Annotated in this window: 19 protein-coding genes; 6 read left to right on the forward strand and 13 right to left on the reverse strand. The window is 38.9% G+C overall.

Translation table 11 applies throughout. The features are described 5' to 3' along the window. Positions 1-70 precede the first annotated feature (70 nt). The 3 genes from CRI88_RS01020 to prsW form a co-directional block, all read right to left on the reverse strand. Positions 71-1,354, reverse strand: a complete 1,284-nt coding sequence (locus CRI88_RS01020; RefSeq protein WP_036126787.1) for a PepSY1/2 domain-containing protein — start codon at positions 1,352-1,354, stop codon at positions 71-73. Positions 1,355-1,369: 15 nt separating this feature from the next. Continuing rightward, a complete protein-coding gene (gene sleB, locus CRI88_RS01025; RefSeq protein WP_036126789.1) occupies positions 1,370-2,179 on the reverse strand; it encodes a spore cortex-lytic enzyme in 810 nt (269 codons plus the stop codon). A gap of 98 nt (positions 2,180-2,277) precedes the next feature. Then, positions 2,278-2,952, reverse strand: a complete 675-nt coding sequence (prsW, locus tag CRI88_RS01030) for a glutamic-type intramembrane protease PrsW (protein ID WP_036126792.1) — start codon at positions 2,950-2,952, stop codon at positions 2,278-2,280. An 85-nt stretch (positions 2,953-3,037) separates the two neighbouring features. On the opposite strand from prsW, the gene CRI88_RS01035 reads away from it, so the two are divergent. Then, positions 3,038-4,006 carry an asparaginase gene (locus tag CRI88_RS01035; protein WP_101966335.1) on the forward strand — a complete coding sequence of 323 codons (969 nt, stop codon included), beginning with the start codon at positions 3,038-3,040 and terminating at the stop codon, positions 4,004-4,006. A 13-nt stretch (positions 4,007-4,019) separates the two neighbouring features. Here the strand turns inward: CRI88_RS01035 and CRI88_RS01040 are convergent, their stop codons facing one another. The 7 genes from CRI88_RS01040 to CRI88_RS01070 all read right to left on the reverse strand — a co-directional run bounded on the left by CRI88_RS01040 (position 4,020) and on the right by CRI88_RS01070 (position 11,456). Next, the gene (locus CRI88_RS01040; RefSeq protein WP_058844238.1) at positions 4,020-5,576 is read right to left on the reverse strand and encodes an aminotransferase class V-fold PLP-dependent enzyme; all 1,557 of its coding nucleotides are present in this window, start codon (positions 5,574-5,576) and stop codon (positions 4,020-4,022) included. A gap of 4 nt (positions 5,577-5,580) precedes the next feature. Further along, positions 5,581-6,141, reverse strand: a complete 561-nt coding sequence (locus CRI88_RS01045) for a glycerol-3-phosphate acyltransferase (RefSeq protein ID WP_101966336.1) — start codon at positions 6,139-6,141, stop codon at positions 5,581-5,583. A gap of 58 nt (positions 6,142-6,199) precedes the next feature. Continuing rightward, a complete protein-coding gene (locus CRI88_RS01050; RefSeq protein ID WP_036126799.1) occupies positions 6,200-7,165 on the reverse strand; it encodes a YpdA family putative bacillithiol disulfide reductase in 966 nt (321 codons plus the stop codon). 113 nt (positions 7,166-7,278) lie between these two features. After that, positions 7,279-8,034, reverse strand: a complete 756-nt coding sequence (locus tag CRI88_RS01055) for a metallophosphoesterase (RefSeq protein WP_036126801.1) — start codon at positions 8,032-8,034, stop codon at positions 7,279-7,281. Positions 8,035-8,178: 144 nt separating this feature from the next. After that, positions 8,179-8,895, reverse strand: coding sequence for a LysM peptidoglycan-binding domain-containing protein (locus CRI88_RS01060; RefSeq protein ID WP_036126804.1), 717 nt, complete (start codon positions 8,893-8,895; stop codon positions 8,179-8,181). A gap of 86 nt (positions 8,896-8,981) precedes the next feature. Continuing rightward, entirely contained in the window at positions 8,982-10,424 is a 1,443-nt protein-coding gene (locus tag CRI88_RS01065; protein WP_101966337.1) for a RecQ family ATP-dependent DNA helicase, read from the reverse strand. Next, positions 10,425-11,456 (reverse strand): YpbB family protein, encoded by a 1,032-nt coding sequence (locus tag CRI88_RS01070; RefSeq protein WP_036126810.1) that lies wholly within the window; start codon positions 11,454-11,456, stop codon positions 10,425-10,427. A 106-nt stretch (positions 11,457-11,562) separates the two neighbouring features. Here CRI88_RS01070 and CRI88_RS01075 point away from each other — a divergent pair, with 106 nt between their 5' ends. From CRI88_RS01075 to CRI88_RS01085, 3 genes are all read left to right on the forward strand, one after another. After that, positions 11,563-11,811: a ferredoxin gene (locus CRI88_RS01075; RefSeq protein WP_004232564.1), complete on the forward strand. Its 249-nt coding sequence runs from the start codon at positions 11,563-11,565 to the stop codon at positions 11,809-11,811. Between the two features lie 128 nt (positions 11,812-11,939). Continuing rightward, positions 11,940-12,533 carry a hypothetical protein gene (locus CRI88_RS01080; protein ID WP_101966338.1) on the forward strand — a complete coding sequence of 198 codons (594 nt, stop codon included), beginning with the start codon at positions 11,940-11,942 and terminating at the stop codon, positions 12,531-12,533. A gap of 164 nt (positions 12,534-12,697) precedes the next feature. Beyond that, on the forward strand, positions 12,698-13,480 hold the full coding sequence (locus CRI88_RS01085) for an enoyl-ACP reductase FabI (RefSeq protein WP_080717138.1): 783 nt from the start codon (positions 12,698-12,700) through the stop codon (positions 13,478-13,480). Positions 13,481-13,664: 184 nt separating this feature from the next. Here the strand turns inward: CRI88_RS01085 and CRI88_RS01095 are convergent, their stop codons facing one another. Both CRI88_RS01095 and CRI88_RS01100 read right to left on the reverse strand, forming a co-directional pair. Further along, entirely contained in the window at positions 13,665-14,393 is a 729-nt protein-coding gene (locus tag CRI88_RS01095; RefSeq protein ID WP_101966340.1) for a sulfite exporter TauE/SafE family protein, read from the reverse strand. A 24-nt stretch (positions 14,394-14,417) separates the two neighbouring features. Beyond that, positions 14,418-15,623: an MFS transporter gene (locus CRI88_RS01100; protein WP_058844232.1), complete on the reverse strand. Its 1,206-nt coding sequence runs from the start codon at positions 15,621-15,623 to the stop codon at positions 14,418-14,420. Between the two features lie 300 nt (positions 15,624-15,923). Between CRI88_RS01100 and CRI88_RS01105 the strand changes: the two genes are divergently transcribed. Next, positions 15,924-16,748, forward strand: coding sequence for a methyl-accepting chemotaxis protein (locus CRI88_RS01105; RefSeq protein WP_036126881.1), 825 nt, complete (start codon positions 15,924-15,926; stop codon positions 16,746-16,748). A 16-nt stretch (positions 16,749-16,764) separates the two neighbouring features. Beyond that, a complete protein-coding gene (locus CRI88_RS01110; RefSeq protein ID WP_058844231.1) occupies positions 16,765-17,310 on the forward strand; it encodes a GNAT family N-acetyltransferase in 546 nt (181 codons plus the stop codon). A 610-nt stretch (positions 17,311-17,920) separates the two neighbouring features. Here the strand turns inward: CRI88_RS01110 and CRI88_RS01115 are convergent. Then, positions 17,921-20,698, reverse strand: a complete 2,778-nt coding sequence (locus tag CRI88_RS01115; protein WP_058844230.1) for an S-layer homology domain-containing protein — start codon at positions 20,696-20,698, stop codon at positions 17,921-17,923. Positions 20,699-21,071: the final 373 nt, after the last annotated feature.

Below are 21,071 nucleotides of genomic sequence, written 5' to 3' on the forward strand. Positions count from 1 at the left end.
GAAAATTATAGTTTAATTATCTCATGAGATGTTTATTTTGGCTATAAAAATTGGTAGTATTTTCTTATTACTAAGTGAGATATTCTACTTTTAATACGTTGTGATTTTCCGCATCAATAACGATTCGGAATGTTTCTTGTGTATTTCCGTCACGTAATGCAATGACCTCATAGCAAAGACGTTGTTCAAATTGTCCATTGTCTGTATAAATATTTTTTACTTCTTGTACTTGAATATCGTCCTGGAAGAACGTTTTCCAATCAATAGGCTTAGCGGTTTGCGGTTTGATATTCTCTTCTTGAATATATTCCATCGCATTAGCACCTAATAGCTCACCTGTATCTTTCGCTAATTTTAATTGCACACCGTCAGCATAAATTAACGCATTATCGCCTGGATTTACACGGGCAAATGTCACATGCCATGCTTGGTGGTTTTCACGTGATTCCACATAGGCTACATCCTTCATGCCTAATTTCTTAACATAATCTTGTGCCTTTTTAAGAACTTCTTCTTGTGATAGCTTAGCTTCATCAACAGGTCGTTCTACTAAATAGGATAATAAATGGCCACCCTTTTCTGTTAAATCAACATACCCTAGACGTATCCCTTGGTGGAATTGGATATGATAGAAAGGATATGGTGCTGTATCACTACTTTTTGTGACAGTGAATGTAGCATCTTTAATGACTGGGAATAAATATTTCACTTTTTCTAGTGCTTCTTTTTCGGTAATAACGGCATCCTGCAATGCCTTTAACTCAATTTTTTTCTGCCAATCAGATTCAGATAAAGTTAATGGGAAATCCTTTTCACCATAGCCTTTTAACGTATCTTTCACAGTATCAAATTGTGTATTTGGATTTTTATTATCTACTTGCTGTAGCCAAATATCCATTTTTCCATCATGCTTATAAAAATCAACGGTTGCAGCTGTCCATTCATCAGAAAGAGACTGTAAATTGGTTGACACCTGTGGCATCTTTTCACGCCAAGCATCATAATCACCTGTTTTTGCTGTTCTTTTAGCTTCATCGCCAAGTCTCCCTAAGTAATTCATCCATTGATTCGATAATTCTTGTCCAATAGGAATATTTGCAATAGAAGAACGAACTTCTGAGCTTAAACGCCAAACTGAGTCTAGCTCATTGTGAATCGCCTGCTCGTCTTGAAACAAGAGGGATTGCGATACTGAACGCTGAAGATGGGACAGTTTTTCAGAAGCATCTGTTAACTTATCTGTATACTGTGCGAGCACGGTACGTTGTAAATCTTCTTTATCTCCATGTAAATTAATACTATATGCTCCTAATCCAATGACAGCGATTGTTAAGACCACGAGCCAAGTTTTCATCTATGTTCCTCCTTCCTATGAACAGAAAATATGCTCTCCTATTTGTTTAATTTGTGGGCGTGACCAAATCCATTTACTTGTTGCTGTTTTAGGATTGAAATAATACAATGCATTTTCAGATGGGTCCCAGCCGTTCATAGCATCAATAACAGCTTCTTTTGCACGTTCATTTGGTTCTAGCCAAATTTGACCATCTGCTACTGCTGTAAACGCTAACGGTTGGAAGATAATACCTGAAATAGTATTCGGGAAATCTGGGCTTTCCAAGCGGTTCAAAATAACGGCCGCTACTGCTACTTGCCCCTCATAAGGTTCTCCCCTAGCTTCTCCATAAACGGCATTGGCTATTAATTGTAAATCTCGTTCCGTATATTTTGGTGGAACCTGTGTCTGTGTACCATTCTTATTGCTACTTCCACTGCTATTACCACCGCCAGTGCCTTTTTTAACTTGTTGATCAAGTGGCTTACCGCCATAGTAAGTAAATTGATTTCCTGCATTTAATTGTGCCTTAACCCATTTTTCATCATAATCAGAATTGCCTGCTAATGCTTTTTTTGTCTTAGTGCCGGCAATCCCATCTACTGGTAAACCATAATTCTCTTGGAAATTACGCAAAGCCCAGTATGTGTTATAGCCAAATTTGCCATCAATTTTACTCTTATAAAAACCTAAGTATTGTAGCCTAGCCTGTAATTCAATAACATCATCTCCATAGGCACCACGAGTAATTTGCTGATCGCTAAATGCATTGGCATCATTTTGAGGAATTGCAATTATACTAATTCCTAATATCAAAGCAAAAAGTATGCTTACTAAACGCACTTTTATCACTCCTTTTTTTTATAGCTTGAAACAAAAGGAGTAATTTATACATGCTAAAACAGAAATAAAGCGTAGAAATCTTTGACGATTTCTACGCTTTAAATTTTCTTTTGCATATGGAGATGTTGTACCAGATGGTAATGAGCAAGTTTTACTTTGCGCAAGCCAAACCACCATAAAAACAACATAAAAGGTATCATTAAATAAACCCAGTGACCTTTGAATGATAATATTGTATTGTATAGAATGTGAAGTACAACTGGTGCACAGAGCGCCATAGCAATCATTTCTTTCGTCTTAACAAGCTTTGAAAACTTAGCCCGTCCATAATAATAGCCCATTACGACACCAAACAATGCATGGCTCGATACTGGTAATAAGGCTCGCATGAATGCCGTGTCCAAGCCAAAGGACAGTAAATAGAGAACATTTTCAATCGTAGCAAAACCAAGTGATATGCTGGCACCATATAATATACCATCGTATGGGTCATCAAATTCTACATGATTATAGATTGCAATTAATAGCACAAACCATTTAAAAAACTCTTCAATGACACTAGAAAAAAGAACGTCTTGAAGATAAAGATATCGAAAAACCCCTTCCTCTGTTAATACATACTGTAAAAACATGATTGGGAACGTTAAGAATGCACCGTATAAAAACGTTTGTAGTAAAGTTCTTCTTGGCTCCGTAGCCATCTGATTGCGCAAATAGAAATAACTAAAAAGCGCTAGACCGGGAGCAATGGCAGCAGATAATAAAATGATCATGATGCCGGCTCCTTTCAACAATTAGACTGCTATTATTATACCATGTAATGACAAAAAAACTTTTTAAAAGGAGATTTTATTTTTTATGAAAAAAACAATTTTATTAATTCATACTGGCGGCACAATCTCCATGGCTATGAGTGCTGAAGGAGCAGTCATGCCGAATGAAGAAAATCCCCTTATGAAGGAAAGTAATAAACTAGCTTCACTTGCAAACATCATCGAAATAGAAGCTTTTAACCTTCCTTCTCCACATATCACACCGAAGGAAATGCTACAATTGCGCAACGTGATTATGGAGCAAATGACAGCACAGCCAATCGATGGTGTTGTCATCACACATGGTACGGATACTTTAGAAGAAACTGCCTATTTCTTAGAGCTAACAACGAACTTAGACATCCCCATTGTACTGACAGGTGCCATGCGCTCTTCTAACGAACTAGGGGCAGATGGCATTTATAATTTAGTGGAAGCAGTCCGAGTAGCCGTCGATGAAGAAGCACGTAATAAAGGGGTACTTGTTGTCATGAATGATGAGGTTCATCTTGCTGTTAACACAACTAAAACAAGCACGAGCTCAGTGAATACTTTCCAATCTCCACAGTATGGGCCGATTGGATTAATTACAAAATCACGTATCCTATTCCATCATGCACCCATTCGTCGACAATATGTAGATGTTAACAATTTATCCAAGCGCGTGGCGATGTTAAAAGTGTATGCTGGAATGGAGGAAGATTTACTAGATATCGTGCTTGCATGCAAATATGATGGCGTCGTACTGGAAGGACTAGGTCAAGGGAATGTCCCTCCATCTGTAGTAAAAGGAATTGAAAGCCTTTTACAGCGAGACATTCCAGTAGTGCTCGTATCCCGCTGCTTCAATGGGATTGCAGAGGGTGTTTATGGCTACATTGGTGGAGGGAAAATGCTGGAAGACTTAGGTGCAATTTTCGCCACAGGTATTAATGGCCAAAAGGCACGCTTAAAATTGTTAATAGGTCTAAACACTACAGGCACGCCTATTAACTTAAAGGACTTTTTCCTGTAAAGGCAATATATTTTTAGCTGGTACTTTGCTCTGCCGCTATCACTTGTTCATAGTAGTACAATATTTCACGAAGACGAGCTAAGGCTTCGTCGAAATCTGGTTGTATTACGGAAAATTGAATGAATCCCCTTTGTTGTAAATAATGACTTTCACCATGAACCAATAGCCCATTTAATGCTAGATCAATGGGTAGGTTAGAATAAGTACTTGGCAATCGAACAGTTACAAGCATTGGATAGTGGACTGTTCGGTATTGATATTGCATGATGGGAAGCTGCAGCAGTGCCTGAAAGCGTTGCTGTAGCTGCTCATAGCGTGCTGGATAGGCTTGTAATGCCACCTCAACATTACCCAATAACATTGCAGGTAGTGTAAATGGTATGGCACCTTGCTGATAATTTGCTAAATCAAGATAAGCAGGTAATGTAGCAGCTGGTGGTACAAGGGATTGTGAAAACACAAATGCTAGCCCGCTTAACGCACCGATGGCTTTGCCACTCACTGCTGTAGCCAAATAACAGTCTTGTAAAGAAAATGGCATGGCACCAAACGTACTGATACTATCTATACATAGCTTTACATGGTATTGCCTAGCTAGCTCACTCAAATGCTCTAAATCATTACAAGTCCCTGTGGAAGTCTCACCCTGCACTGCTAGCATCCACTGATAAGCCCCCGTTTCAAGCAGTGACGCCACCTCATCTCCATCAAACGCTGTCCCCCAGTCTTTCTCCACTACATCAAACGATAATGACCAGCGAGTAGCCTGCTTCCGTAAACGTTCGCCAAATTCACCATTTGTTAAAATAAGCCCTTTCCCTAATTGTTGCGCCTTTAATTGGGCCAGCATCACATCATTTGCCAATGTCCCCGTACCAACGATTACACCAATATAATTGGCATTCGATAAATGCAGTAGCTTTTTTTGCACTCGTTCATAAAGTGCATAAAATGGTAACGATCGGTGCGATAAATCTGAATAATTACTCATCTCCAATTGCTTCACAGGTCCTGGATAAAATGTAAACTGTTCCGTCGCTAGTCTATGTTGTAATGATTGTTCAAATTCATGTCTTGTTAGCACCATCGGTAAAAATATTGCATCTTTTGCTCCTACAGCTGGTGCAAATTGTTTAAAGCCCATCTGCTTATACAGCTTTTCTTCTCTTGTTGTCCCTGAAATTACTGCTGCTGTATAGCCTTTTTCGTAGGCAAAGGTAGTTAAAGCTTGTGTAAGTTTCAATAGTACCCGCCCCGTTCGATAACCCTTTTTCACTGAAAGTAATCGAATTTCGCAAGGTTTCACACAATTTTCTTTAGGTAAATATCCCTCAATCTCGCCAATTTTTTCATCAATCGAGAACGGTCGTTGATCTCTAAACGCGACCATTCCAATTAATTCTGTTTCCTTATACACAACGACATATGTATTCTCCTGATGAAATCGATCAACTTTTATTCTTGTCGAATTCGCTTCATGCTGTGGAATCTCTTCAACAAATGTTTCATAATTCAATCGAGCGATAGCCTCAAACTCGGCATTTGTTTGGGCAATTTTACACCAATACATCTCTTCACTTCCTCCTTTTTAACGATTCCTGAATATTAGACATATGCTTGATGAGCATGCACATGATTGCTATAATGAGCAGTCCATATGGCTCTAATTTCCCCGCCTGAATAATAGCTCCTATATAGAAAATAAAGCCTCCAACCATACTAAGTGTCAAACTTCGTGTAAAGACAAGTGAAAGCATGGTACCAATAATCATCCATAAAAATAGGCTCGGTGATAAGGCGATTCCAACACCGATAAAAGTAGCCACACCTTTTCCGCCATTAAATTTCAACCAGATAGGAAATAAATGTCCGGCTATCACCCATGCAGCTCCACCAATCATGACCCATTCTTCTAATTGCCACAAATACCCTAACCAAACGACTAGTACTCCTTTCAGTGCATCACCAAGAAAAGTCCAAACAAAAGCCGCTTTTCCAATAACATTTCCCGCATTACGTGCGCCCAAGTTTTTACTACGCTCTGCCTGCAAATTGACACCATACACCTTACCAACGAAATAAGCTGTCATGAAGTTTCCCATTAAATAGCTAAGGGCCCAGTACAACCCAATCAATGTGATTCCTCCTTACTAAAAAGGCTGTATAAGCTAGATGCCTATACAGCCTCGGTCATTATTTTTTTCTTTGCTCAATAATTCGAGCAATACATTCACCATGGAAACGCCCATTTTCGATAAAAATTTCATTGGCATTATTCCCTGCTGCAATAACTCCCGCAATGAATAAGCCCTCGACATTAGTTTCCATCGTTTCTGGCGTAACAAAAGGACGCCCTGTTTCTTCATCAATCTCAACGCCCATCGCTTTGACAAAAGTGTGATCTGGATGGTAGCCAGTCATAGCAAAAACGAAATCATTTTTTACTACTTGCTCTTGCCCAGCTACTTCTAAAACCACTTCATGCTCACGAATTTCTAGCACATTCGTATTAAAACGCATATCAACTTCTCCCGTTTTGACTACCCCTTCAAATTCAGGTAAGACCCACGGTTTAATGCTTGAAGAATATTCACTACCACGATAGACAACTGTTACACGAGCGCCTGCTTTATTTAATTCCAACGCAGCATCTATAGCTGAATTTTTGCCACCAATAACAAGTACATCCGTATCAAAAAATTCATGTCCCTCTTTAAAGTAATGGAATACTTTGGGTAACTGTTCACCCTTAATATTTATATAATTCGGGTGATCGTAATAGCCCGTTGCAATTACTACATACGGCGTTTCATACGTATCTTTATCAGATGTGACAGTGAACACATCGTTATTTTTCACAACACTTTGCACTTTTTCAAAGCGATTTACTTGTATATTTTTCAAGCGGACAACCTCTCGATAGTAAACAAGTGCTTGGTTTCGTTTTGGTTTACGGCCTTCAATAATAAAAGGTACGTCACCAATAGCTAAACGTTCACTTGTACTGAAAAAAGTTTGATGTGTAGGATAGTGATAGATGGCATTCACGATATTGCCCTTTTCGATCACAATAGGTTGTAATCCAATATTTTGCAAAGCTATTGCTGCTGCTAAGCCACATGGGCCACCTCCAACAATAATTGCATCTGCTTGCTGCATTTCTTGACACTCCAATCGAATTTGAACAGCATTAGTTGCTGCTTCATGCTTTCACATAATTATAGAATAGACGATACCTTTTTATTATACGCCTTCTCACAAGAATTGGTTGGTTATTTACTCGAAATATCAATGTCAATAATATGACATTGAGGTTTTGCGCCAAGTCGAAAAGGCACTAATGTCGTGCCATAGCCATTACTTACTAAGGTCATGACACCATCACGCTGTCGATAGGAACCGTTGGGATGAACACCATAAGGACCGAATCGAATCTGCCCCCCATGTAAATGTCCCCCCATCATTAAATCTGCTCGGAACTTTGCTCGAACTTTGGCAAAAACACCTGGGTTATGTGCAATGAAAACAACTAAATCCTGCTCTCCTACCTTTTCAAAGGCCTTTTCAAAGCTATATTCTTTCACTGTTGTATCTTCAATTGCACTTAACCAAAAACGATTTTTTACAGGAAGTAGCACAGCATCATTGACAATGATTTGAACCTGATAGGCCTGTAAAATGTCCTTTAGCCTTTCTTCTCCAATTTCTCTGTCATTATTGCCCCACACAAAATAGATTGGTGCGATAGACTTTAATAAAGTCAAATTTTCATGAATCCGTTCAATAGGTGTGCGGCTATCTGCAAAGTCACCACCAATAATCACAGCATCAAAATGTCCCTCTAATTGTGCAATCATTTTTTTATTTATTTTACGTAAATGTACATCTGAAATAAAAAATAATCGTACCTGTTCCTGTTCACCGTGTAATGAAAGCTGGTGATGTAATACATTATTTTCATGCGCTACCTTCCACATATAAAGTAGAAAGGCGATGACAACTAAAAGAAATAGCCCTATATATAGCATTTCCTCACTTCTCCTTACGACAGCAAAAAGGCGATTCATTTCTTAAGAAGAATCGCCTTTTCGCTAAATCAGACGTACGTTTTGGTGTGAACGTTTGTCTGTTATTTTATACTAGAAAAACTATATAACCATTAAAAAATCTTATTAAGGTAGCCTAATTACTTGCCCAACCCTGACCGTATTTGAAGACATACCATTGAAAGCACGAATTTTAGCTAATGTCGCCTCACTACCATCGCCATAATGATTCAATGCGATTCGGTATAAGTTCTCATTCGCTTTGACAGTATGTGTAGTGGCTTTAGCATTTTGTTTCGCTTCTTCGGCTTTTTTCGCCTCTTCTGCTTTTCTTGCTGCCTCTGCCTGTTGTTGTGCTATTCTAGCTTCTTCGGCTTTTTTCGCTTCCTCAGCTTTTTTTGCTTCTTCAGCTTTTTTCGCTTCTTCCGCAGCCTTTTGTTCAGCTGCTAATTTGTCTGCATCTTTTTGAGATTGCTCCTGTGCTTTTTTATCTCCTTGATCGTCTTGTCCCTTACCTTTATCTTTCTCTTTATCAGATGCAGATGACTCGGAAGGATCTAATTCGACGACCTGTTCTGCTGTATCTTTTTCAGCTTGTTCAATCGTTTTTCCTGGCTCATAAAATTTCCAAAAATAAATAAGAATTGTTAATGGAATTAGGATAAAAATAACAAACAAAATCGTCATTAACGGTGTTTTCCGTCTTGTATTTTTTGGCTTTTTATTTTTATTGCCATTTTTATTCATTCTGGAAACTCTTGATAAGGATTGCTGTTCATTTTGTTCATCTTCAAATGATTGACGATGTTCTTCTATTTTATCGCGATAATCTTCTTTATTCATTCGCCTTTCCCCCAACCTTACTACGCTTTCTATCATGTCTATTATGACGAATTTTACGAAAAAAGTAAATGACCGTCAGTTTTAGTCTAAATACCCATTAAAAGTTGCTGCAATCGACTTTCCCACGAAACCATTTCAATTTTCTTATCTTCTTGTAAGCGTGTTTTCTTGATTTCATCATAATGGATTCCACAATTTTCACAACAGTTTTCCGGCTTTTTCTGCAATTTTTGCCCAAAATACCCGACTAAATGTTCACGAATACAGTCTTTTGTCTGAATGATTTTTAGCATTTCGTTCACCGCACTGTATTTCTCTAGGGCTAAATGATTTAATCGAGCCTTCACTTGTTCACTAGATTCTTGTTGCACCCAATAATCCAGCACACGAAAAGCTGTCTCGCTCAGCTCACCATTTTTCAGCATCTGTGTTGGCTGTATTTGCTGGGAAAGCAGCTCCTGATAGCGATCAACATGGTGTGGTGTCGGCAAATCACCTGTCACAACAAATTTCGCTAGCTCTTCATCCCCTTCACTATACAGCAAAATGGCAAGTGCAGACTGACCATCACGCCCTGCACGACCTATTTCCTGCATATAATTCGCTATGTTGGCAGGCATCGATTCATGTATAACCTGACGTATATTAAGTTTATTGATGCCCATACCAAAAGCATTCGTGGCGACTATCCAATCCAGTTCACCATCTATAAACTGCTGCTGAATAAACTGACGGTCTTCTGCTCCATAGCCTGCATGGTATGCTGCGGTGCGAATACCTGCTTGTAAAAGGGCTTCACTATATTGCTGCGCACGTTTGCGTGAAGATACATACAAAATACCTGGCCCTGCTGTTTCTTTAATATGCTGCATGAGCCACCTAGCTTTATCAGCCTTTTCCTCTACTATTATACGACCTAAATGAATATTTGCGCGGTCAACATTATACATAAATTCAAATGGCGTCTTGAGTGATAGGGTCTCACGTATATCTCGAACGACCTTATCCGTTGCTGTGGCGGATAGGGCCAATATTGGCGGACGATTTTCCCTCGAAAACCATTCACCAATTCGTAAATAATCCGGTCGAAAATCAAAGCCCCATTGCGATATACAATGCGCTTCATCCACTACGATTAAGCCAAGCTTCATTTGCGCTAATTTCTCTTGTACCTGCTGCTGTAATAACATTTCTGGTGAGGTAAAGATAAACCGATACTGCTCTAGATAATGTAGTCCATAGCGTTTTTCTGTTTGGGATAAAAAAGAATTTAAAGCGATCACTCTCTTTTCTCCAAAACGCTTCAGCTCTTCTACCTGATCCTGCATTAATGAAAGCAATGGTGACACAATTAAGACAGGCTTTTCTAATATATAGGCTGGGAGCTGGTAGCAGAGTGATTTCCCCATTCCTGTCGGCAATAAGGCAATAACATCTTGCTCTTGCAGCAAAGCTTCAATGACTTCTTTCTGCCCTGGTCGAAATGATGAATAACCAAAATGCTTGTGCAATAATTGTTCAAGTTCCATTTAAACTTCTCCTTTCGCAAGGACAAGCCTTAATTGAAAATAACTCATGTCATTTAATGCTTCATGTAATATTTTCAATTTTTTTGTTTGATATTGCTTGGATACCTGCCAAACTTTTTGTGCTTCTTCATATGAGACGAATGGTCCAATAGAAAAGTTCGGTTCATACATGGCTAATTCTACAAAATGATCCTCAATTGTACTTTGTTTTAATTTTCGCTTTTGTACAATTTCCTCCATTGAATAGCCTTGCTCATATAACTGTGCTGTTTGCTGGGCAGAATCAGTTAATAAAATTGTCACTTTTAATCCTTCAGCCACTCGACCAAGCAATGGGTAATCATTTAATTTTTGTTGCACTTCATTTAATAATATATGTAGTGTTTCTATAAATGCTAATTGACTGTCTAACACGTTTTCCTTCCGTTCAAATGCAAGCTGTTGCCAAGTCCAGCCGGGTAATCGATAACCACTGAGGCGGTAAAGAACAAGCTGTTTGTTGACATCTGAAACAGGGATCGTTTGGAGTACATTTGTACATTCTGCCACTAATTGTTGCTGCAAATGACCTTCCTTGTAATGATGCTCCTGTAAAAAAGAGCGCACCCATGTTTGAATTACTGGATCCCTACTGATCGGTGAAAAAGAACGAACTGTTGCAGTTTGATGTGACAAGCTTTGGACAATGAGAGAAAGCCTTGCATAAAACACATGCTCATTCCCTCGATAATGCCAACCATCAAAGAAAAAGGTCGGTGTTTGCTGTGCACGCTGCAATCCTAGCTTTTCCATGTAAAAATGACCAGATTCCTGCACGTTTAACCAACTATATTGCATAAATAAGGTAACCGCCTCGTCAAATGTGGCACGAGGTAGTTTCGGCAACAGACCAAAATATGGATGCAACTGAAAAAGGCCAATATCTTGAATTGTCTGGCCTGAACGCTTTCCTCTTAGAACATGATAGGCTGCCGAAATTGTCCGCTCCTTATGGAGTTTTTGAAAGATTTGCAATAAAATTTGATGAAACATTGACGCAAATTCCTCCAATTTAATAGTATTTAAGTTGAAATGTAAGATAAACATCTTTAAAATGAGTATGAAGCTTTGTAGGAACATCGTTAAAGGAGAGAAAAAAATGGCTAAATACACAATAGTTGATAAAGATACATGCATCGCCTGTGGCGCATGTGGAGCCGCAGCGCCAGACATTTATGATTATGATGATGAAGGGATTGCCTTCGTTATTTTAGATGATAACATGGGAACTGCTGAAGTACCAGAAGATCTATTAGAAGATATGCAAGATGCTTTTGAAGGTTGTCCAACAGACTCCATCAAAGTAGCCGACGAAACTTTCGATGGCGATTCATTAAAATTCGAATAGTCTTCAAGTAAATGTATACCCTAAAAGGCATCCTACTTTGGGTGCCTTCTTATGTGTATTAAATATTTGCATCAAGAGAGAATCATATGGTCTATTGCTATACATACCAATCTATTGGAGGAATGATAATGTTTAAGCAGCTACAAGTTGAACATAGTTTATTTCTTATTAATCAAGACCATATGAATTTATTTAAAAATCTTGCTGCTAAATGGCAACCAGTTTTTCCAGATGTTTGTGCTAAATGTTTGAATACACTAGATTCATGGGCCATCGTGTTAAACAACTGGGTTTTCTTAAAATCTCAGTTCACCGATGAACTCATTCTCAATCCTTCTAAAGCAATTAACTATTCCATCAATACATTTTTAATAGACGAGCTCAAAAAAATTCAAATAATTCAAAAAACAAAAGAATTTGATAATGATGATTTACAGTATTTTGTCGCTTTCCAATTAGGAAATGCAATAGACCTGTGGGTGTACAATACGCTTGAAAAAAGCTCTGAAGCTGATTTATTACTCCCTCAACACCTAAAACCATATTTTCTTGCTCATTTAGAGGATGACTTTCAAACAGACAATGCTACATTCCACCGAGATCAAACAAGAGCAATCAAAATACTAGCTCAAGTCATTCGCTCACAAAATAGCTTTAGAATCACCGTCAGCAGTGCTGTTAATCGAGCAGTATATCTATATGAACAGCATGGTAACAAATAAAATAGGACTACCTTTAATTCGTCTCTCATAAGAAAGAGATGAATTTTTTTGCTTATGAAACGACTTCTCTTTTCATCTTGTTATTGCAACGATATTTTATGTATGATAAGATTTTAGTAGTTGGTACTAATAACAGATATTATCTCGCAAAGGAGTTCTTTATAATGATGGATAATTTATTACAATTAAAAGATAAAAACATTGTAGTTATGGGTGTAGCAAATGATCGTAGTATTGCTTGGGGCATTGCGAAACGCTTATTTGACGTAGGTGCAAATGTTATTTTCACCTATCGACAAGAACGCTCATTAAAGAAATTACAAAAGCAATTAGACACAATTGGCCATTCTGATTCACTCATCGTGCAATGCGATGTAAATAGTGATGACAGTACAAAAGCAGCTTTCGATGAAATCGGCTCAAAGGTTGGCGTTATTCATGGTATTGTGCATTCAGTAGCTTTTGCCCACGCCGAAGACTTACACAACCGCTTCCTTGAAACAACTCGTGAAGGCTATGCATTTGCACAAGATACAAGTGCTTATTCACTTATTTCAACAGCAAAAGCGGCTCATCCGTATATGACAGAAGGTGGCTCTATTGTCACGATGAGTTATTTAGGGGCTGAACGTGTGCTTGACGGCTATAATGTTATGGGTGTAGCAAAGGCTGCATTAGAGGCTTCCATGCGCTATCTTGCTGCTGATATTGGTCAGGATAATATTCGTGTCAATGCCATTTCAGCTGGAGCTATTCGTACACTTGCTGCAAAAGGTGTACCTTCTTTTAATACCATTTTACACAAAATTGAAGAAACAGCTCCATTAAAACGTAATGTTCAACAAGATGAAGTAGCCGATATGACGATTGTTATGCTATCTCACCTTTCACGTGGTGTAACTGGTGAAACAATTTACATCGATGCTGGCTACAATATTATGGGTTAACTATATAGCGAGACAGGCAAGCCTCTAAACGGAGCGGTAGCGGAGGAAACAGCTCGGCGCTCGCCCACAGGAAAGCAAATAGCCTCCAACGGAAATCCTTTTTCACCATTCACAAAAATGCTATGAATCGTTTTGTTTTTCAACACTATGAGAATGGAAGATAAATATTCTCTTCCATTCTTTTTTATAGCATCGTCCATATACTTTGTATCAATAAAATCATACCTGCTGCTACTAAAAGAAGATAAATTAACGATCTAAATAGCTTTTGATTGAGCCTAGTAAACAAGATTTGTCCCAAAATAAGGCCGATGAAAACAATAGGCAAGGCATACAGACTATAAATCCAAACCAGTTTACTTGTGCCCTCAACAGTGACTTGAGATAGTAAACTAATAAGATAGATAAAAATATAATAGGCTAGTGAAATAGCTCTAATGGTTTCCTTATTTCGATGAGTGCTCGCAAAATACAGCAACAATGGCGGCCCTGCCATACCAATACTTGTTGTAAACATTCCTGAGATTAAACCAACGCCATAATCTCTACCACTTGTTTGTTGAATGGAGAGATTTTTCATCAAGAGAAACGTAAGACCTATTAAAAGGATGGCGATAATAAGTTTAAATGTCGTGACATCGACTAAGGCAAATAAAATGCTGCCAAAAGGAGCGCCCACAACACTACCGATTATTATCTTCTTCAGCAAAGCGACATCAATATCATGCCTCACCTTCCAAATGAGAGAACATGAAATAACAAGGGACAGTACGATATTTATTTGCATAGCCTCTTGCGGAGAAAAGAGCAACAGTAAAAAAGGGGTGGCCATGATGGAAAAACCAAACCCCGTACTTGTTTGCAAAATGGAAGCTGTTAGTATAATAAAAAAGTACAAAAGTAATTCCTGCAAAACGACACCTCACATCATTTAGTACTATAGAGTGGTTATAGCATGTTGCTTAGCAATCAATTCCTTCAATAAGAAAGATAACACGCAAGCAATTAGTAAAAATAGAGCAATCATGGCGATCACACCTACCCAGCCATACTTCATCCAAAAAACACCACCTACTGTCCCACCAACACTCGAACCAACATAATAAAAAAATAAATAAAGGGATGATGCTTGCGCTTTATCATGTGTTGCCCGTCTACTCACCCAGCCACTCGCGATAGAATGAGCTGCAAAAAAGCCAAAGGTAAACACCGTAATGCCGATAATTTTTAAAGTAAGGAGCCCATTGAGTGTTACTATGGCTCCTGCCAACATAATGGCAATGGCTAGTAATAACATTTGTTGGCGTCCGTAACGATCGGCTAGGCTACCAAACCATGCTGAACTAAATGTCCCTACTAGGTATATGACAAATATCCAGCCTACAATGGTCGCGCTCAAATTATAGGGAGGGGCCATTAATTGAAAGCCAATATAGTTATAAAGTGTGACAAAGCTTCCCATTAGAACAAATCCTATACCATATAGACACAACATAGAAGGGTCCTTCAGATGTTGCAACAGCGTTTTAGTTAATGCTTTTAATTGTAAAGGACGTGGGCTAAAATGCTTGGAGCTTGGCAGCATCCAGACAAACAACACACTGACAAAAAGGCTAATTCCTCCTAGCACCATCATCCCTATATGCCAGTTATAATGGTCCGTTAATGTCCCGATAATGACTCGTCCACTAAGCCCTCCCACAGAATTACCACTAATGTATAAGCCCATGGCAACACCTAAGCTTGCTGGTTCCATTTCCTCCCCCAAATAAGCCATGGCAATTGCCGGTAAACCTGCAAAAACGATGCCTTGTAGCACACGCAATCCTAAAATTATTTCAAAGTTAGGTGAAAACGCTAGTGCCACTGTCAATACAGAGGCTGCAAAAATAGAAATCGTCATCAATGATTTTCTTCCCCATGCCTCTGATAAAGAACTAACAATAATTAAACTCACTGCTAAGGCAAAGGTAGTGACAGAAAGAGATAAACTTGCTACAGCTGGCGAGACGTGAAACACATCTGCAAATGTCGGTAGTAATGGCTGCGTTATATAGAGATTTGCAAAAGTAATAAAGCCTGCCAAAAATAAGGCCCAGTTTGCTTTATGAAACGCTCTCGTGCCTTTTTGTATATATTCCATGACTCTCTCTCCTTCAGCTCTTCAACATACTACTATTATTCTAATACAATATTTCGTAAAACACACGATCCCTCCGTCAAATAATAGACAAATTCATCACCATTTTCACCAGGAAAAAGCAAATTTTAATTGACATTCAAAACACGCCAACTCTCTTTTTAAAAGCTATTTATAAAAAGGAATTTACTATTTTGACTTGGCAAATATTATGCTACAGTAAAGGTAATCATCTAGAACCATTGTCACAATGAATACAGATGACACAACCATTTTTCATTGACTAGACTTGGAGGAATTTTTATGAAAATTATTGAAGCTTTAGCCCTTGCAGCACCTTATATTCACCTTGCATTAAAGCAAGAAGCCATTGTAGCTGTTATTGAAAAGGATAGTGAAACAGTCATCAAGTATTTAGCGGGGAAACGTGTAGATTCAGGCTATCATGATGGACAAAAAGTAAATGCTAATGACCAAAATGTTTACATTGCCTTTAACGGACAAAATGCAGATGTGGTTATACCAAAGGATGTTTACGGCGTAGCAATCAATGCTTTTTCATTCCCCATTCGTGAAAATGGTCAAGTAGTAGGTGCCTTAGCATTTGGCCTACCAATAGATAATGAGCTTAAACTCGAAGATTATATGAGTACTATGGATAATATCGTCAATAGCCTACAAGATAAAGTCCACACAATCGCTTCCCATTCAGAGGAATTAGCGGCTACTAGTGAGGAAATAAATAAGCAGGCACAGCATGCCCTAGAAGATTCAGAAAAAACCAATGCCGTAACGGATTTAATCAAAAGCATTTCCCGCCAAACCAATTTACTTGGTTTAAATGCATCCATAGAGGCTGCTCGCGCTGGACAGCATGGTGCTGGCTTTAATATTGTGGCACAGGAAGTTCGAAAATTGTCCTTTGAGACATCTAGTGCTACCGAAAATATAGAATCTTCCTTACGTAATATTAATAGAAATCTTGAAAACTTAAAGCAAAATATGGGACAAATCAATGATGCAACGAATGAGCAAGCACAGCTTGTACAGGATTTTAGCGAAATCATTGAAGAGCTGACTGTACTAAGCCGCGAAATGAAGGGCTTTATGCACGATGCATTAAAATAATTGGGAGGTGCACAAGATGCAAATAACCATTGACCAAGATCTATCTTTACGTACAATCACCTTGGAGGATGCAGAAAAGGTTTTTGCCTTAACAGATGCCTCTAGAGAGTATCTAAAAGAATGGCTACCATGGTTGGATTACACGAAGGAAGTGGCAGACACGAAAGCTTATATTGAGGGCTGTATTAAAGGACATGAATCAAAAAGTAGTCTCTCCCTCGTTATTCTTTTTAACCATGAAATCGTCGGCATAGCTGGCTTTAATGCCATTAATCCGAATAATAACATTGGTACGATCGGCTATTGGCTAAGTGAAGGTGCTCAGGGACATGGCATTATGACAAAAACGGTAAAAGCTCTCTTACAATATGCCTTTGAAACATTGCAGCTGCATAAAGTGGAAATTCGTGTTGCTGAAACCAATCACAAAAGCCGTGCAATACCCGAACGACTTGGCCTAATAAAAGAAGGTACGATTCGCTCAGCAGAATGGCTCTATGACCATTATGTGGATCATGTTGTATACGGCATGCTTGTAAGTGAATGGCAGCAACAAAAATAAAAGTAGCGTCCTGATGAATCAATTTGAGACTGCCCCAATATAAGACAGGGATCAAAAAGCATTATCCAATCAGTTGTCGGTACTAAATCGGCGACTGGTTGTTTAGTGTCGCTTGTATTCGGATATCATTATCAAAATTTATATAGTCTTTGACAGTTTGTTTGACGATTGCCGTCATAGTACGCTTTCAATTGTCTATATAGAACGTTTCAGATTTTAATGCAGAAGAAACGATTCAATAGGGTATTATCAGCAGATGATAATTTCCCCCATTTCTCTATAACCTTCTTTGCCGTTTAAATAGCGTAAAACGGCTCCTAATTTTTCCTCAGCAGTAAATTTATCCATAGAAAAACTGCACCTCTAATTGTTAGAGTAGATCTAACAATTCGGCGCAGTTCACTTTCGAATATGAGAATCAGCCAGATCAATTTCCCCTAATCGAACTCTTGTTGCATACCTATCACCAGTTTATTTATCTATGCTTTTAACAATTCAACGGAAGAACGATCATTATATCAAATTTAAGGTCTCCTCCGCTGATTTTGTTTTTTCTTTCGGCACATAGATCGAAACATGCAGAGTAAAATAATAGAAAATAATTACTTTACTATTTCCACAGCTCATAGCCGTTTTCCTTACGTGTGTAGGTATGCTCTGTAGACGCTTCTATGATGTGGCAATATGCCCAATGTGTTTTATTTAAATCCTTGTATTGCGGCGCGTCCGATGGAATATCGTTAAGTTCGATTTTGCGGTTTAACATGGTGTTTACAATTTTCACAACTTCCGCGCGGGTGATTGAACTTGCCGGTCTAAAGCTGCCGTCAGGATAGCCATTAATCCAACCCTTAGTATACGCGCTGTCAATATACTCTGCCGCCCAATGATTGATTGGCACATCATTGAACGAAGTGTTTTCGCTTGTTAACAGGTTATCAAATCTTGAGGCTATGGCTGCAAATTCCGCTCTTGTGATTGTCTGTCTAGGTTTGAACGTGCCATCCCCATACCCTTTCAGTATACCTTGACTTGCAAGGTAATTGACCGACTGTTCATACCATGTGCCGCCACCGATATCGCTGAACTTTCCACTTACAGCCGTATTCTTATTTTCGTCTTTTATCAGTCTGAAAAATATTACTGCTGCTTCCGCTCTTGTGATTGAGCTTTCTGGCTTTACGCTGCCGTCAGGGTAGCCATTGATATACTTGATATGCTCACCGGTTTCAAGCTCAGGGATAGCGACTGTGTTCTTGTTATAGTAGAATACAACCTTGTTTTCACCTGATTTGATCGTTATCGTTTCCGTCCTTTTACTGCCTGCATCCAATTGATAACTCTCAATAGCCGGGGCGTTTATAGTTTCTGTGCTGCCAACTGTAATACTTGAACTTTTACTATAAATAATTTCCCCGGTTTGCTTGTCTATGCCTTGAACTAGTAATGTTGCCGTAGGTGTACCACTGCCATCGCCACTGCCATTACCGCTACCGCTACCACTACCACTACCACCTTTACTTATCCATTTTGCGTATAACGTAATGTTGTCGGTAACAGTATCTATAGCAAAGTCCCATGCATTGGTTAGGGAATCTTCTTTATACCAACCGCTGAATGTATAGCCACTTTTGGTCGGTAACGTTGGCTCGGTTATAAGGCTACCTAGGGGTATATCCGTTTTTTCTGCCACTACAGAACCACCGTTGGAATTAAAGGTTACCGTATAAAGTGACTTTGTCAAATATTTAAATTCTACACCTGCAATACTGCTTACCGCTTCAGTAGCAGTACTCATATGATAACCTGCTGGGTAGATTACAAGGGATTCATCATTAAAAATACTGCCTCCGTTTCCCCAAAAACGCGCTACCCCCTTATTAGTAATTAAAGCAGGCTCCAAAATTAACAGATTGGCTAGTTTGATAGCTACAAGGCTTGCACCACCTGTTGTTTGGGCGTAAAAAACGCCTCCCGATATAGTGCCGATTTTTGCAGGAGAAGTGCTGCTTGATGTAGTTGAATTGATTGCATAGAACCCACCAGTGAAAATGCCGCCTGAAATCAAGTTTACTGTGGTTTCGTTTAGAAAAGCTTCCCCAGATGCGCTAACGGTGGTAAATTTGCCCCCACTGATGAGCTTGATAATAGCATTTGGATTATTCGACGCATAGTTCCAAAGGGCAAGAGAATCTCCAGTGATTTCTGTGCCACTGCCGATTTCATTAATCGTGCCAACATTCAGAAGACCAATGTTCGTTGAAGTGATAACGGCATTGTTAATGGTACCAATAGTACCGCCAATATCATTTTGGAGGCCAGATTGTCCACCTGAAAAAGTTCCTCCGCTTATCGTGTTAATATAAGCGCCGGCCTCGATCAGCAGAACACCTATCTCTCCGTCGAAAGTTCCGCCTGATATTTCATCGATACCTGACGGATAGTCCAATGCTACAATGTCAACTCCTCTTCCTTCTTTATTAGTAGTAAGTCCAGTATACGCACAAATAAATCTCCCACCGCTGATTTCCCCAATTTTTCCACCTCGAATCAGGCGAAGAGCGGAAATCTCATGTTCCGCAAAAAAATCACCGTTGGAAATCTCACCAATTTGTGCCTTACCGTCCACCTGAACATTTGCCCACCTATCTGGAGCAGCAGCCAAATTTTTGAAAGTGCCACCCGAAATTAGATTGACTTTTGTACCTTCGTCATACATATATAACGAGTGCATTTTACCAATGATAGTTCCGCCACTGATTTCCTCCAGTGTAGCACCATTCGTCATCGAAATGGCGATTGATCCGGAAGATTCCAAATGTCCGCCAGTTATTTTTCCGGACGCCTTCGGATCGTATAAATCCAGTACCATATTCCCAGTGCCAGTTGCTAAAAGCTTTGCTCCGTTGTTTACTACAATATTGCCATTTGCAACAGATATAAGTGTTCTCTGAGAACCCGTAAGCGTAAGTACTTCAGTATCCGAGCCTCCACCCAAAGTCAAATCAAAGCCATTCTGGACCCAAAAACTAGCATTAATACCCAATGTAATTTTGTAATTTCCTCCACTAGCTATTAGCGTAATATCTTTCATAATTGAAATTGTCGTTGACATCGTTATATCTTCTGTTACAGCAATCGTATCATTGTTCTGGGCTGCATTTATCGCTCCCTGCAGCGTGGCATAGGTTGCGCCATCCGCTCTAGGAGCAGTATCGTTGGAAACTGTACTGGGTGATACAAACAGGGTAACTTCGCTATCCGCATTTGCCGACAACATAAACTGTGGCATGAGTGAAAAAAACATTGTCAGAAATAACAGCAGTGAAACCATCCGTTTATTGCCTATTCCTTCTACAGCATCCGTTATTCTTTTAAAATAATTCATTTTTCATTACCTCCAATTTGTTACTAACTTCCTTCTGAACAACTTTAAATTTGGATTAGTATTACTTTTGTGATGTATTCTGTTAACAAAAAGATCGCATAAGTATGTGTTAATATGCTTCTCCCCCCAGCCGCACCAGTTCCTTTGCCTACATATCTTTTTATTTGAGTTGCGATAAATATAATTATCGCAACTCAAAAAGCTTGCAAAACCCTTCTAAAAAGGAGCTTTGCAAGCTTTGAAATTTTTTTGTCGATTTGTTCAAATAATGAAATAATTGTAGGGTTTACTATGCCCATTATAGTTTATTATAAAACTAGTAGTTGCGATAATTATATTTATCGCAACTATGTTGTAAATTGTAATACTTGCT

The organism is Lysinibacillus fusiformis (assembly GCF_002845985.1).
Classification (GTDB): domain Bacteria; phylum Bacillota; class Bacilli; order Bacillales_A; family Planococcaceae; genus Lysinibacillus; species Lysinibacillus fusiformis_D.

Coding starts and splice junctions, on each gene's coding strand:
- CRI88_RS01075 (WP_004232564.1), top strand. CDS start 11,563: ATGGCTAAATACACAATAGTTGATAAAGATACATGCATCGCCTGTGGC.
- CRI88_RS01105 (WP_036126881.1), top strand. CDS start 15,924: ATGAAAATTATTGAAGCTTTAGCCCTTGCAGCACCTTATATTCACCTT.
- CRI88_RS01080 (WP_101966338.1), top strand. CDS start 11,940: ATGTTTAAGCAGCTACAAGTTGAACATAGTTTATTTCTTATTAATCAA.
- CRI88_RS01100 (WP_058844232.1), bottom strand. CDS start 15,623: ATGGAATATATACAAAAAGGCACGAGAGCGTTTCATAAAGCAAACTGG.
- CRI88_RS01060 (WP_036126804.1), bottom strand. CDS start 8,895: ATGAATAAAGAAGATTATCGCGATAAAATAGAAGAACATCGTCAATCA.
- CRI88_RS01020 (WP_036126787.1), bottom strand. CDS start 1,354: ATGAAAACTTGGCTCGTGGTCTTAACAATCGCTGTCATTGGATTAGGA.
- CRI88_RS01065 (WP_101966337.1), bottom strand. CDS start 10,424: ATGGAACTTGAACAATTATTGCACAAGCATTTTGGTTATTCATCATTT.
- CRI88_RS01070 (WP_036126810.1), bottom strand. CDS start 11,456: ATGTTTCATCAAATTTTATTGCAAATCTTTCAAAAACTCCATAAGGAG.
- CRI88_RS01040 (WP_058844238.1), bottom strand. CDS start 5,576: ATGTATTGGTGTAAAATTGCCCAAACAAATGCCGAGTTTGAGGCTATC.
- CRI88_RS01035 (WP_101966335.1), top strand. CDS start 3,038: ATGAAAAAAACAATTTTATTAATTCATACTGGCGGCACAATCTCCATG.
- CRI88_RS01055 (WP_036126801.1), bottom strand. CDS start 8,034: ATGCTATATATAGGGCTATTTCTTTTAGTTGTCATCGCCTTTCTACTT.
- prsW (WP_036126792.1), bottom strand. CDS start 2,952: ATGATCATTTTATTATCTGCTGCCATTGCTCCCGGTCTAGCGCTTTTT.
- CRI88_RS01085 (WP_080717138.1), top strand. CDS start 12,698: ATGATGGATAATTTATTACAATTAAAAGATAAAAACATTGTAGTTATG.
- CRI88_RS01050 (WP_036126799.1), bottom strand. CDS start 7,165: ATGCAGCAAGCAGATGCAATTATTGTTGGAGGTGGCCCATGTGGCTTA.
- CRI88_RS01110 (WP_058844231.1), top strand. CDS start 16,765: ATGCAAATAACCATTGACCAAGATCTATCTTTACGTACAATCACCTTG.
- CRI88_RS01115 (WP_058844230.1), bottom strand. CDS start 20,698: ATGAATTATTTTAAAAGAATAACGGATGCTGTAGAAGGAATAGGCAAT.